Annotated in this window: 13 protein-coding genes; all 13 read left to right on the forward strand. The window is 72.5% G+C overall.

Annotation, left to right across the window (positions count from 1 at the left end; translation table 11 throughout):
• The first annotated feature begins 72 nt into the window (after positions 1-72).
• On the forward strand, positions 73-1647 hold the full coding sequence (locus ACWCQM_RS24420) for an ATP-binding protein (RefSeq protein WP_450917279.1): 1575 nt from the start codon (positions 73-75) through the stop codon (positions 1645-1647).
• A complete protein-coding gene (locus ACWCQM_RS24425) occupies positions 1644-2066 on the forward strand; it encodes a roadblock/LC7 domain-containing protein (RefSeq protein WP_073748240.1) in 423 nt (140 codons plus the stop codon). Before ACWCQM_RS24420 ends, ACWCQM_RS24425 begins: the two co-directional genes overlap by 4 nt.
• Positions 2063-2416 (forward strand): DUF742 domain-containing protein, encoded by a 354-nt coding sequence (locus tag ACWCQM_RS24430; RefSeq protein ID WP_073748241.1) that lies wholly within the window; start codon positions 2063-2065, stop codon positions 2414-2416. The genes ACWCQM_RS24425 and ACWCQM_RS24430 overlap by 4 nt, the downstream gene beginning before the upstream one ends.
• A complete protein-coding gene (locus tag ACWCQM_RS24435; protein WP_450917280.1) occupies positions 2394-3008 on the forward strand; it encodes a GTP-binding protein in 615 nt (204 codons plus the stop codon). Before ACWCQM_RS24430 ends, ACWCQM_RS24435 begins: the two co-directional genes overlap by 23 nt.
• Complete coding sequence (locus ACWCQM_RS24440) at positions 3005-4312, forward strand: cytochrome P450 (protein ID WP_450917281.1); 1308 nt, start codon at positions 3005-3007, stop codon at positions 4310-4312. The genes ACWCQM_RS24435 and ACWCQM_RS24440 overlap by 4 nt, the downstream gene beginning before the upstream one ends.
• A 75-nt stretch (positions 4313-4387) precedes the next feature.
• Positions 4388-4795 (forward strand): cell division protein SepF, encoded by a 408-nt coding sequence (locus ACWCQM_RS24445; RefSeq protein WP_450917282.1) that lies wholly within the window; start codon positions 4388-4390, stop codon positions 4793-4795.
• A 7-nt stretch (positions 4796-4802) separates the two neighbouring features.
• Entirely contained in the window at positions 4803-6035 is a 1233-nt protein-coding gene (locus ACWCQM_RS24450) for an AAA family ATPase (protein ID WP_450917283.1), read from the forward strand.
• Positions 6032-6391 (forward strand): nucleotide pyrophosphohydrolase, encoded by a 360-nt coding sequence (locus ACWCQM_RS24455; protein WP_450917284.1) that lies wholly within the window; start codon positions 6032-6034, stop codon positions 6389-6391. The genes ACWCQM_RS24450 and ACWCQM_RS24455 overlap by 4 nt, the downstream gene beginning before the upstream one ends.
• A gap of 135 nt (positions 6392-6526) precedes the next feature.
• Positions 6527-7051 (forward strand): DUF6099 family protein, encoded by a 525-nt coding sequence (locus tag ACWCQM_RS24460; protein WP_450917285.1) that lies wholly within the window; start codon positions 6527-6529, stop codon positions 7049-7051.
• Positions 7052-7124: 73 nt separating this feature from the next.
• The gene (locus ACWCQM_RS24465) at positions 7125-8048 is read left to right on the forward strand and encodes an LLM class F420-dependent oxidoreductase (protein WP_073748247.1); all 924 of its coding nucleotides are present in this window, start codon (positions 7125-7127) and stop codon (positions 8046-8048) included.
• 149 nt (positions 8049-8197) lie between these two features.
• Complete coding sequence (gene mmuM / locus ACWCQM_RS24470) at positions 8198-9133, forward strand: homocysteine S-methyltransferase (protein WP_450917286.1); 936 nt, start codon at positions 8198-8200, stop codon at positions 9131-9133.
• Positions 9134-9176: 43 nt separating this feature from the next.
• On the forward strand, positions 9177-10736 hold the full coding sequence (locus tag ACWCQM_RS24475; RefSeq protein WP_450917287.1) for a 3' terminal RNA ribose 2'-O-methyltransferase Hen1: 1560 nt from the start codon (positions 9177-9179) through the stop codon (positions 10734-10736).
• The gene (locus tag ACWCQM_RS24480) at positions 10733-13282 is read left to right on the forward strand and encodes a polynucleotide kinase-phosphatase (protein ID WP_450917288.1); all 2550 of its coding nucleotides are present in this window, start codon (positions 10733-10735) and stop codon (positions 13280-13282) included. Before ACWCQM_RS24475 ends, ACWCQM_RS24480 begins: the two co-directional genes overlap by 4 nt.
• Positions 13283-13380: the final 98 nt, after the last annotated feature.

Below are 13380 nucleotides of genomic sequence, written 5' to 3' on the forward strand. Positions count from 1 at the left end.
GGTACGACGGCACAACGCCCCGCAGCCGCGCGGGACGCCGGCTGTCCCCGACAACAGAGACGCGGTGACGCCGTGGTGGCATGGATCGTGGCACTGATAGCCGTCGTGGTGGCGATCTGGTCGGCCTTCCGCATGGATCAGGCCAGGCGGGAGGCGTACAACGCGGCGGCACGGGCCGAGCTGGCCGACCGCCAGAACAAGGCCGCGGAGGCGCGCACCCTCGCCCTCACCGAGGAGATACGCCAGCTCGCCGAGAGGCGGATACCCGCCGCGGCCACCGCGCTCTCCCACCGGACCGCACCCGTCCCGGGACTGCGGGAGGCCGCCGGGATCGAGGGCGACGCCGCACGTCTGCTGACCGAGGCCGTACAGGCGGCGCGCACGGCGGTCCTGGAGGAACGCCGGCGCGTCGACGCGGCGGCACGCTCGGCCATGCGCGGCACCTCCGCGAAGATCCAGTCGCTGCTCAACCAGTCGCAGCACCTGCTCCAGGAACTCCAGCACGAGTACGACGACCCGCGCATCCTCCAGCTCGACTTCCGCAACGAGCTGGCGCTCCGCAGGACCCAGGCCACCGCCGTGCTCTGCGACGCCTGGCCGGGACTCGCCCGGCAGAACTCCTCGCTCGTCGAGGTCGTGCTCGGCGCCCAGTCCAGGGTCCCCGGATACGAGCGGATCAAGGTCGCCAACCATCTGCGCCAGGAGCGGCTCGCGCTGGTCGCCAGGGCCGCCGAACCCCTCGCGATCGCGCTCGCCGAACTGCTGGCCAACGCGACGGCGTACTCCCACCCGGACACCGAGGTCCCCGTGACGGTCCAGCAGACGCCGGGGCGCGGCGCTCTGATCCTGGTCGACGACGCCGGTATCGGCATGGACGACGACGCGCTGAAGCGGGCCCGCGCCCTGCTGTCCGGCCCGTCCGAGGTGCTGCTGACCGAGCTGGGGGACCCGCCGCAGACCGGCTTCGCCGTGGTCGGACGGCTGATCGCGCGCTACGGCTTCAGCTGCCACATCGAGTCGTCCCCGTACGGCGGGATGCGCGCGATGCTGCGCATCCCGGCCCATCTGCTGACCGTGATGGACGACGACCGCACCCTGTCCGTGCTCGCCCCCAAGCCGGTGCACGCGCGAGGTGAAGGGGCGGGTGCCGAAGCCCCGGAGCCGGCCGGCCTCCCCGGGCGTACGGGAGCCGCCGAGTCCGGGCGTACGGGAGCCGTCGAGCCCGGGCGTACGGGAGCCGTCGAGCCCGGAGCCGCCCGGCCCACTGCCGCCGGACCCGCCGCACGCCCCGTGCCTGCCGAGCCCGTGGAAGCCGCAGGAAGCGCCGTCACCGCTGAACCCGACGCCCCCGCCGCCCCCGTGGAGCCCGCCGTGACCGCCGACGACCGCGAGGAGCGCCCCGTGGGACTGCCCAGCCGACGGCGCAGATCCCGGCGCGCGGCCTCTCCCGACGTGCCGACCGCCCCCCGCGGGGCGGCGGCGGAGGAGGAGACCGCGCCCCGCACGCCCGAGCGGGCCGGAGCCGCCTGGGCGGCCCTCCAGGAAGGCACGCTCAGCGGCAGGAAGGCCCCGGTGCCCCCGGTGTCCGCACCCGCGGCATCCCCCTCAGCATCCTCATCGGACGATCAAGGAGACGACGAGAAGTGAGCACCACTCCCACCACCGGTGATCTCGCCTGGGTGCTGACCCCGCTGCTGGAACTGCCCGGCGTGCAGCACGCCGTGGTCGCCACCGGCGACGGGCTCGTCGAGGGCGCGTCCCCCGGCCTGGACCGCGCGTCCGCCGAACGCGTCGCCGCGATGACGGCCACCCTGCACGCGGCGGCCCGCGCCTTCACCACCGCCTTCACCGACGCGGAGTCCCCGCGCCTGGCGCAGACGGTGGTGGAGTCCGACCTGGGCTTCGCCATCGTCGTACCCGCGGGCAGGAACACGACCCTGGCCCTGTTCGCGGCCCCCGACGCGCACCTGGGGAACATCGCGTACCAGATGCAGGTGCAGGTCACCGCGCTGACCCGCGCCATGCACGCCCCCACCCGCCGGCCAGACGGTGCCGACCTGCCATGAGCCCCGGCCCAGGGCGCCGCCTGATCCCCGCCTATCTGGTCACCGGTGGCCGTCTCACGCCCACCGGCCCCGCGCTCGACCGGCTCGCCGTGCTCATCCGCACGGACTCGGCCCTGCCGCCGGACACCGGTGCGGAGCAGCGCAGGCTGTGCGAGCTCCTGCAACCGGGAGCCCTCACCGTCGTCGAATGCGCCGCCCATCTGGAACTGCCGGTCAGCGCGACGGTCTTCCTGGCCACGGACCTCGTGGCCGCCGGACATCTGCACGCTCGACCACCGATCCCCAGCGCCGGTGAGATCGACCGGTCGCTCGTCGAGAGGCTGCTCGTTGGACTCCGTTCCCTCCACTGACCGGGGCGGCATCGGCTACCTGCCGAGTGCCGCCGAGACCCTGATGAAGCTCGTCGTCACGGGTCCCTTCGGCGTGGGCAAGACGACCCTGATCCGTACGCTGTCGGAGATTCCGACCCTGCACACGGAAGAGGCGATGACACAGTCCAGTACGGGACTCGACGACACCGCCGGACTTCCGGACAAGACCACGACCACGGTCGCCGTCGACTTCGGACGGCTGACCGTCCAGGACGACCTGGTGCTCTACATGTTCGGGACCCCGGGACAGGAGCGGTTCTTCCCGCTCTGGGAGGACATCGCGCGCGGCGCGCTCGGCGCCCTCGTCATGGTCGACACCCGCCGGCTGGAGGACTCCTTTGCCGTCATGGACATGGTGGAGGAGCAGGGACTCCCGTACGCCGTCGCCGTGAACCGCTTCCCGGACGCCCCCGCCCACGCCGACGAGGTACTGCGCAAGCACCTCGACCTCGACCCCCGCACCCCGCTGGTGCAGTGCGACGCCCGTGAGCGCCGGGGCAGCATCGATGCCCTGATCGCCCTCGCCGAGCACGCGCTGACCTGCCTCCCCGCCTCCCAGGAAACGTCATGACCCCGCCGGTGCCCGGTACTTCGCCCGTGGCCGCCGCCCCGCTCCACGGGCGGCTCGCACTGTACGGACCCGACTTCGCCGCCGATCCGCACGGTCACTACCGCAGGCTGCGCGAGCAGGGGCCGGTGGCCAGGGTGAGCATCGCCCCGGACGTCGACGCGATGCTGGTCACGGACTACCACGCCGCGGTCGATCTGCTGCGCGACACCGACACCTTCACCAAGGACCCGCGCGCCTGGCAGGAGGGCGTACCGGCCGACTCGCCGGTCCTGCCCGTGCTCGGTCACCGGCCCACCGCGCTCTTCACCGACGGTGCCGTCCACGCCCGCTACCGCGACGCCATCAACGACACCCTCGCGCTGATCGAGCCCCACCTGCTGCGCGCGGAGGTCGCCCGGGTCGCCCAGCGGCTCATCACGGGCTTCTCGGCCACCGGCACCGGTGACCTCATCGCCCAGTACGCCCGCCGCCTTCCGATGCACGTCTTCACCGCCTCGTTCGGGGTGGCCCCCGAGGACATCGAGCGGGTGGTCAGGGGCACCGCGGGGATGATGGACTCCGCCGCGGACTCGACCGCCGCGTACGAGGATCTCGTCGGCGTCGTCACCGGCCTCGTCCACCGGCGGCGTGCGGCCCCGGGCCGCGACCTCACCTCGTACCTCCTCGCCCATCCGGCGGGCCTCGACGACCACGAGGCCGTGCGTCAGATCACGCTCATCATGAGCAGCGGCCACGAGCCGACGGCCAACCTGATCGGCAACGCGCTGCTGCGGATGCTCAGCGACACCGGATACGGGGGCTCCCTGCACGGCGGCGCGACGACCGCGCAGGAGGCGGTCAACGACGTGCTCTGGCGTGATCCGCCGATCGCCAACCTGGGCGCGCACTTCCCGCGCCACGACACGGAGTTCCACGGGGTGCCGCTGCGCGCCGGGCAGTTGGTGCTGGTCTCCTTCGCCGCCGCCAACACCCAGTCGCTCCCCTCCGCGTCGGACCCCGCGGTGCGCTCGGGCGACAGCGCGCACCTGGCGTGGTCGACGGGGCCGCACCGGTGCCCGGCCAAGCAGCCTGCCCTGCTGATGGCGATGACCGCGATCGAGCAGATCACCAGTCAGCTCTGCGACCTGGAACTGGCCGTCGAACCAGGTGAACTGATCTGGCGTCCGGGCCCCTTCCACCGCGCGCCGGCCCATCTCCCCGTCCGTTTCACCCCCCTCGATACCCATCCCGCACCGGACGTTTCCGGCCGTTCCGACGCTGTCGATCACGCTCCGGCCCGTGTCGGTGGTACGCCGAACGGGTGAGGGGCGAGAGAATTGCCCGATGAACAGCGAGCGCAGCCGGCGCACAGCCAACCGGCATACGGACGGGGTGGTTCTGTGAGCAGGTACGACAGGTACGACAGGTACGACGCCACCGACGAGCAGTGGGAGGGTCTCGCCCAGGTCGTACCCCTGAGGGGCCGCAACGAATGGCCGTCGCGGGTCGACCACAGGGCGGTCCCCGACCAGCGGGAGTCGGCCGAGCAGCGGCGGATGGTCGTTCTGCGGGTGCAGGTGTTCGCGGACGCGCGCGAGGTCGCCGAGTACCTCGTGGCGCAGATCCCGGTGCTGCTCGACCTGACCGGCGCCGAGAGCGATGTGGCCAAGCGGATCCTGGACTTCAGCAGCGGCGTGGTCTTCGGACTCGGCAGCGGGATGCACCGGGTCGACCGCAACGTCTTCCTGCTCGCGCCGGTGGGCATGGAGGTCGAGGGGGTCACCGCGGCGGGCGTACCTCAATCGTAGGAAGGTCGTGCGGACAAAACGGTTCGCCGCCCGGCGGCGTGCGTACGGTCCGCCCATGACTGTGATCTCCACGATCCCCACGGGGAGGACGGCTCCCGCGCCGTCCGCAGCGGCCCGCCCCGCCCGCCCCTTCGTCGGTGAGCTCCGGCTCGACGCCTTCGCCTCGCACCGGCGCACCGTCATCCCGCTCGGTCCGCTCACCCTGCTCACCGGAGGCAGCGGCAGCGGGAAGTCGACGGCCCTGCGCGGGTACGAGGCGCTGGCGAGGCTGGCTGCGGGCGACCCGCTGGAGGACGTCTTCCCCGACCCGGCGGCCTGGGTGCCGGAGGGGGCGGGCGCCGACGCGCAGGGGCGACGCGGATTCAGGCTGGGCTGCACGGTGGAGGGCCCGGCCGGCCCGGTGAGACTCGATCTCGCCGTGCAGGCCGAGCCCGCGCTCCGCATCGTCGGCGAGCGGCTGACGGGGGACGGTGGCGAGACCCTGCTGAACACGGCGCTGCTCGATCCGCGGCGCCCCTTCGTGCAGGCCGCCTGGCACACTGCCGGGGCGGTCGCGGTGACGCGCGCCCCCTTCCCCGACGACCGGCTCGGCACCGCGCTGCTGCCGCTGCGGGTCGCGGGCACCACCGACGGGCAGCTGCGGGTGCTGGCGGCGGCCGAGCAGGTGGTCGTGGCGCTGCGGTCGGCCTTCGCCTGCGATCCCGAGCCCCGGCTGATGCGTGGGGCCGTGCCGGTCGGGGAAGGCCGGCTGACCTCGTGCTGCGACAACCTCGCCGAGGTCCTGCACCGCACCCACAGCCAGTGCGAGCGGCGGCACGCCCGGCTCGTCGCCAGCGCGGACACGGGATGCGCGGGACAGGTGACCGGGCTGACCGTCGAAGAGCTGGACGACGGGACCGTCCGGGCCAGGACGGAGCGCGGGCCGGGGCGCAGCACCCCGATCGCCCGCCTCGGCGACGGCGAGCTTCGGTATCTCGCCCTCGCGCTCGTGCTGCTGACCGGACCGCATGTCCTGGTGGTCGAACCGGCGGCGGAGGTCCCCTCGGCCATGCAGGCGCTCACGGTCCTGACCGACGGCCTCGACCGGAGTCTGGACGCGCGTCAGACGGGAGAGCTGCTGGCCCTGGCCGCCTCGATCTGCGCGGACGGCCACATGCGCCTGCTGGGAACGGTCGGCGAGGCGAACGCCGCCACGGCCCGGGGGACGGCGGGGGCCACAGTGGTAGACCTGGCACCGTGACGGAACTGGATGTAGCACAACTGCAGCGGCGGCTCGCCGACTTCGCGGCCACTCGGGACTGGGAGCCGTACCACACCCCAAAGAACCTCTGTGCCGCGCTGAGCGTGGAGGCGTCCGAACTGCTGGAGATCTTCCAGTGGCTGACGCCGGAACAGTCGGCCAGGGTGATGGAGGACCCCGGCAAGGCGTTCCGTGTACGGGACGAGGTCGCGGACGTCCTGGCCTACCTGCTGCAGTTCTGCCAGGTTCTGGGCATCGATCCGCTGGATGCCCTCGCGGCCAAGATCGAGCGGAACGAGTCGCGCTTTCCGGTGGCCGGCGGCGAGGCGTCGACCGATCGTCACTCTTCGGAGTGATCGACTTATTCACAACCGGATTACTGTCCACAGATTTCCGATTTCCTCTGGCCTTCGCGTGCCGCGCACCTCACTGTGGGTAATGAAGAAGTGAGCGGGTTTTCGTACGGGCGGTATGGGTGACGGGGGAATCGCATGGAAGCGGAGCGGCTGATCGAGGCGGGGCGCAGCGCGCTGGCGGGAAGCAGGGGCGTGCCGGCCGTCATGGCGGAGGTGTGGCAGGCCCAGGCTCTCGCCCGGGCGGTCGGCGGGCGGCTGGCGAGCGGCGGCCCCGCGGAATTACGGACGGACGCACGCGGCCTCAGTGAGATCTGCGCCCTGGGCAGCGCGGTGTTCGACCACCCGATGGTCCCGGCCTCGGGGGTGAGGGCCTCGCAGCTCACCGAAGTGTCCGATGTGCCAAGGGCGTTGGCCGCACTCGCGCAACTGCTCGGTGAGGCGGGCATAGCGCTGGTGGGTGTCGCCTGCGGCACGGAGGAGGAATCGCTCTACTGGCAGTGCATCGAGGCGATAGACGCCGTGGACGAGTCCGTGGACCGGGTCCAGGGCATGCTGAGACGGCTCGCGGAGGCGGAGCGCGAGCGTGAGGGCGAGCAGCGGCGCGACGGTCCGTACGGCGTCATCCGGGGACCGGCTGGTTTCGTCTCCGGCCAGCCATGAGCCGGGGCGCCCGGCGCGGGGGAGGGAAGAGGGGAGGCGGGGCCCGGCGGTTTCGAAGGTGCAGGATGGAGGCATGGATCTTCGAATCTTCACCGAGCCCCAGCAAGGGGCGAGCTATGACACTCTGCTCACCGTCGCCAAGGCCACCGAGGACCTCGGCTTCGACGCCTTCTACCGTTCGGACCACTATCTGCGCATGGGCTCCGGCGACGGGCTGCCCGGACCGACCGACGCGTGGATCACTCTGGCCGGTCTGGCCCGCGAGACCAAGCGGATCCGCCTCGGCACCCTGATGACCGCGGGCACCTTCCGTCTGCCCGGAGTGCTGGCCATCCAGGTGGCGCAGGTCGACCAGATGTCGGGCGGCCGGGTCGAGCTCGGCCTGGGTGCCGGCTGGTTCGAGGAGGAGCACAAGGCGTACGGCATCCCGTTCCCCAAGGAGAAGTTCGGCAGGCTGGAGGAGCAGCTGGCGATCATCACGGGCCTGTGGGAGACGGAGACCGGCAAGACCTTCAGCTACGACGGCACGTACTACCAGCTCACCGACTCACCCGCACTGCCGAAGCCGGCCCAGGCCAAGGTGCCGGTCCTGATCGGTGGTCACGGCGCTGTCCGCACGCCACGCCTGGCCGCGCGGTACGCCGACGAGTTCAACATCCCGTTCGCGTCGATCGAGGACAGCGAGAAGCAGTTCGGCAGGGTCAGGGACGCGGCCGTTGCCGCCGGCCGGGCACCGGACGACCTGGTGTACTCCAACGCCCTGGTGGTGTGCGTCGGCAAGGACGACGCCGAGGTCGCCCGGCGCGCGTCCGCCATCGGGCGCGAGGTCGAGGAGATCAAGGCGAACGGACTGGCGGGCTCCCCCGACGAGGTGGTCGACAAGATCGGCCGGTACGCGGCCATCGGCTCGTCCCGCGTCTACCTCCAGGTGCTGGACCTGCACGACCTGGACCACCTGGAACTGATCGCCTCCCAGGTCCAGTCGCAGCTGGGCTGAGCTTCGCCCCGCCGGCCCGGGCCTGGCCCGGGTCGGTCCGGGCCCGGGTCGTCCGGGGCCTGGCCCGGACCGGCCGACCGCAGGACACGGACCGCAGGACACCAAACGCCAGAACCCCGAGCTCAGGACACCGACAGCAAGGAGCAGCTGTGCACCCCGCCCGGACTCCGGATGTGCCGCCCGGCCGTACGCTCGGCGAGGCGCTCGCCGAGGGAACCGTCCTGCTGGACGGCGGTCTCTCCAACCAGCTGGAGGCACAGGGCTGCGATCTGTCCGACGCCCTGTGGTCCGCCCGGCTGCTCGCCGACGCGCCCCAGCAGATCGAGGCAGCCCATACGGCCTATGCGCGGGCGGGCGCGCAGGTGCTCATCACCGCCAGCTATCAGGCGACCTTCCAGGGCTTCGGACGGCGCGGGATCGGGCGGGCCAGGGCCGCGGCGCTGATGGCCGGCAGCGTGCAGGCGGCCCGCCGGGCGGGCGCGGTGGCCGGGCGGGAGTGCTGGGTCGCGGCCTCGGTCGGACCGTACGGGGCGATGCTCGCGGACGGCAGCGAGTACCGAGGCGGGTACGGGCTGACGGTCAGGGAGCTTGAGCGTTTCCACCGGCCACGGGTGGAGGCGCTGGCCTCGGCGGCTCCCGATGTGCTGGCTCTGGAGACGGTGCCCGACATCGACGAGGCCGAGGCGCTGCTGCGGGCGGTCGAGGAGTTCCCGGTGCCCGTCTGGCTCTCGTACAGCGCGGCGGGCGACCGGACCAGGGCGGGGCAGCCGCTGGCCGAGGCCTTCGGGCTCGCGGCCGGCATCGAGCAGGTGATCGCCGTCGGAGTCAACTGCTGCGACCCGGCCGACGCCGACCGTGCGGTGGAGATCGCGGCCGCGGCGACCGGCAAGCCCGTCGTCGTCTATCCCAACAGCGGGGAGGAGTGGGACGCCGAAGGCCGGGCCTGGGCGGGGAGCAGCACCTTCCAGCCATCCAGAGTGCGGGACTGGCAGCGGGCGGGAGCGCGGCTGGTCGGTGGGTGCTGCCGGGTGGGGCCGTCCGAAATCGCCGCGCTGGCCGGGCGACTTGCACCATCGGGTCCCTGAAAATGCCTGGTGGGAGACGGGTCCCGGGCCCATACTCGGACGGGTGTTCCTGACTATCGGCACCACCGGCACCCCTGAGCGTCCCGCCACCGATCTGGGCTTTCTGCTGCACAAGCATCCCGACAAGGCGCAGACGTTCTCCACCTCGCACGGGACCGCGCACGTCTTCTATCCCGAGGCGTCCGCGGAGCGTTGCACGGCCGCGCTCCTGCTGGAGGTGGATCCGGTGGCGCTGGTCCGGCGCGGCAAGGGCAAGGGCCGGGGCGGAGCCCCCGACGCGGCGCTCGCGCAGTACGTCAACGACCGGCCTTACGCGGCATCGTCGCTGCTCTCGGTCGCGATGACGACGGTGTTCAAGTCCGCGCTGAACGGCGTCTGCCGGGCGATGCCCGAACGGGCCGAGGAGCCTCTGCCCCTGCGGATCGAGGTGCCCGCGCTCCCCGCGCGCGGCGGCGCGGAGCTGGTGCGCAAGCTGTTCGCCCCGCTCGGCTGGACCGCGGTGGACGCCGTGGCCGTGCCGCTGGACGAGCGGTTCCCGCAGTGGGGCGACTCGCGCTACGTACGGCTGGTGCTGGAGGGGGAGCTGAGGCTCGCGGACGCGCTGCGCCAGCTGTATGTGCTGCTGCCGGTGCTCGACGACGCCAAGCACTACTGGGTCGCGCCCGACGAGGTGGACAAGCTGCTGCGGGCGGGCGAGGGCTGGCTGGCCGGACACCCCGAGCAGAAGCTGATCACCAGCCGCTATCTCTCCCGCCGCTGGGGTCTCACCCGGCAGGCGATGGAGCGGCTCGAACTGGTGCGGCTGGCCGAGACGGACGACCTGGAGGTGGAGAGCGTCGACAACGCGGTGGACGAGACCACCGACACCGAGGAGAAGCCGGTGCCGCTCGCCGAGCAGCGCCGCCAGGCGATCCTGGAGGCACTGCGCGCGGCAGGGGCGAGCCGGGTGCTCGACCTGGGCTGCGGCCAGGGCCAGTTGACGCAGGCGCTGCTCAAGGACGTCCGCTACACGGAGATCGTGGGCGTGGACGTGTCGATGCGCGCCCTCACCGTCGCCGCGCGCCGGCTGAAGCTGGACCGCATGGGGGAGAGGCAGGCCGCGCGGGTCACCCTCCGGCAGGGCGCGCTCACCTACACCGACAAGCAGCTGAAGGGATACGACGCGGCCGTGCTCAGCGAGGTGATCGAGCACCTCGACCTGCCGAGGCTGCCTGCGCTGGAGTACGCGGTGTTCGGCTCCGCGCGACCGGGCACCGTGCTCGTGACCACGCCCAACGTGGAGTACAACGTCCGCTGGGAGACGCTCCCCGCAGGACATGTGCGCCACGGTGACCACCGCTTCGAGTGGACCAGGGCGGAATTCGGGGACTGGGCGCGGCGGGTGGCCGCACGCCATGGCTACACCGTGGCGTTCGTGCCCGTGGGACCGGAGGACCCCGAGGTGGGGCCGCCCACGCAGATGGCGGTGTTCACGAGGGGCACGGCCGCCGGAGTTCCGCCCGAGGGGACGGCGAACGGGACGGCGGACGGCACGGCCGCCGGGACGACGGACGGCAGCGGCTCGATGGACCGGACGACGACGAAGGAGGCGAAAGCCGCATGACCAGTACCCGTACCTCTCGCACGCTGCCGGTGACCGACCTGTCCCTCGTCGTGCTCATCGGCGCCAGCGGATCGGGCAAGTCCACCTTCGCCCGGAAGCACTTCAAGCCCACGGAGGTCATCTCCTCGGACTTCTGCCGGGGCCTCGTCGCGGACGACGAGAACGACCAGAGCGCCAGCCGTGACGCCTTCGACGTGCTGCACTACATCGCGGGCAAGCGCCTCGCGGCGGGGCGGCTCACCGTCGTCGACGCCACCAATGTGCAGCCCGAGAGCCGCAAGCAGCTCGTCCAGCTGGCCCGGCAGTACGACGTGCTGCCCATCGCCATCGTGCTGGACCTGCCGGAGGAGCTCTGCCAGGCGCGCAACGCCGAACGCCCCGACCGTGCGGGCATGCCCCGCCATGTCGTCCAGCGCCACCGCCGCGAGCTGCGCCGCTCGCTGCGCGGCCTGGAGCGCGAAGGCTTCCGCAAGGTGCACATCCTGCGCAGCGAGGAGGAGGCCGACTCCGCCGAAGTCGTCCTGGAGCGCCGCTACAACGACCTCCGGCACCTCAACGGCCCCTTCGACATCATCGGCGACATCCACGGCTGCAGCTCCGAGCTCGACACCCTGCTCGGCAGGCTGGGGTACAAGGACGGGGCCCACCCGGAGGGGCGTACCGCCGTGTTCGTGGGCGACCTCGTCGACCGCGGACCCGACAGCCCCGGAGTGCTGCGCCGCGTCATGTCCATGGTGGCGGAGGGCAACGCCCTGTGCGTCCCCGGCAACCACGAGAACAAGCTCGGCCGTTACCTCAAGGGGCGCAAGGTCCAGCACACCTACGGTCTCGCCGAGACCATCGAGCAGCTGGAGCGGGAGGACGCCCACGACCCCGAGTTCCGGGGGCGCGTCGCGGAGTTCATCGACGGGCTGGTCAGCCACTACGTCCTGGACGACGGCAAGCTGGTCGTCTGCCACGCCGGGCTGCCCGAGAAGTACCACGGGCGAACCTCCGGCCGGGTCCGTTCGCACGCGCTGTACGGGGAGACGACCGGCGAGACCGACGAGTTCGGCCTGCCCGTGCGCTATCCGTGGGCCGAGGACTACCGGGGCAGCGCCGCCGTGGTCTACGGCCACACCCCGGTGCCCACCGCCTCCTGGGTCAACAACACCCTCTGCCTCGACACCGGCGTCGTCTTCGGCGGGAAGATGACGGCCCTGCGCTGGCCGGAGCGGGAGATCGTCGACGTACCCGCCGAGCAGGTCTGGTACGAGCCGGTGAAGCCGCTGACCACCGAGGCGCCCGGAGGGCGGGAGGGCAGGCCGCTCGACCTCGCCGACGTGCAGGGCCGCCGCATCGTGGAGACCCGGCACATGGGCCGGATCGCGGTGCGCGAGGAGAACGCCGCGGCGGCGCTCGAAGTCATGAGCCGGTTCGCGGTGGACCCCAGGCTGCTGGCCTACCTCCCACCGACCATGGCCCCGACAGCGACCTCCCACGAGGAGGGCTTCCTGGAGCACCCGGCCGAGGCCTTCGCGCAGTACCGCGCGGACGGCGTCACCAAGGTCGTCTGCGAGGAGAAGCACATGGGCTCGCGCGCCGTGGCGCTGGTCTGCCGCGACGCGGCAGCGGCCCGCGAGCGGTTCGGGACCGACGGCCCCACGGGAGTCCTGCACACCCGCACGGGCCGGCCGTTCCTGGACGACCCGGCGCTCACCGAGGTCGTCCTCGGCCGGCTGCGCACGGCCCTCACCGCCGCCGGACTCTGGGACGAGTGGGAGACCGACTGGGTGCTGCTCGACGCCGAGCTGATGCCCTGGTCCCTCAAGGCGGCCGGACTGCTGCGCTCCCAGTACGCCGCGGTGGGCGCCGCCGCCGGGGCCGTCCTGCCGGTGGCCGGGGACGCCCTGTCCGCGGCTGCCGCCCGCGGTGTCGACGTCGGCGCGCTCGCGGACCGCCAGCGGGAGCGGGCAGCGGACGCCGCCGCGTTCACGGAGGCCTACCGCCGCTACTGCTGGAGCACCGAAGGGCTCGACGGGGTCCGGCTCGCGCCGTTCCAGATCCTGGCGGTGCAGGGCCGCTCGCTCGCCGCCGTGCCGCACGACGAGCAGCTGGCATGGCTGGACCGGCTCGTCGAGCATGACCCGGCCGGCCTGCTCCAGGTCACCCGCCGGCTCGTGGTCGACACGGGTGACGAGGCCTCCGTGCGCTCCGGCATCGACTGGTGGCTCGAGATGACCGGCCGTGGCGGAGAGGGCATGGTCGTCAAGCCGCTCGCCGCCCTCGTGCGGGACGACAAGGGCAGGCTGGTCCAGCCAGGCATCAAGGTGCGCGGCCGGGAGTATCTGAGGATCATCTACGGCCCCGAGTACACGAGGCCGGAGAATCTCGACCGGCTGCGCTCGCGCTTCCTCGGCCACAAGAGGTCGCTGGCCCTGCGGGAGTACGCCCTCGGCCTGGAGGCCCTGGACCGGCTGGCCGAGGGGGAGCCGCTGTGGCGTGTTCATGAGGCGGTCTTCGCGGTCCTGGCGCTGGAGTCGGAGCCCGTCGACCCGCGCCTCTAGGGCTCTCCCGTCAGGGATCGCGGGAGAGCCCTCGGGGCCCTGGGGACCCGGCGGGACCGCCCCGCCGGAATCCGGTGGCGGTTCGCAGGGTGAACGGC

It is taken from the genome of Streptomyces sp. NPDC002125, assembly GCF_053593715.1.

What these genes read in the sequence shown, in the direction of transcription:
- ACWCQM_RS24460 (WP_450917285.1), top strand. Translation starts at nt 6,527, where the DNA reads ATGGAAGCGGAGCGGCTGATCGAGGCGGGGCGCAGCGCGCTGGCGGGA.
- ACWCQM_RS24480 (WP_450917288.1), top strand. Translation starts at nt 10,733, where the DNA reads ATGACCAGTACCCGTACCTCTCGCACGCTGCCGGTGACCGACCTGTCC.
- ACWCQM_RS24440 (WP_450917281.1), top strand. Translation starts at nt 3,005, where the DNA reads ATGACCCCGCCGGTGCCCGGTACTTCGCCCGTGGCCGCCGCCCCGCTC.
- ACWCQM_RS24430 (WP_073748241.1), top strand. Translation starts at nt 2,063, where the DNA reads ATGAGCCCCGGCCCAGGGCGCCGCCTGATCCCCGCCTATCTGGTCACC.
- ACWCQM_RS24465 (WP_073748247.1), top strand. Translation starts at nt 7,125, where the DNA reads ATGGATCTTCGAATCTTCACCGAGCCCCAGCAAGGGGCGAGCTATGAC.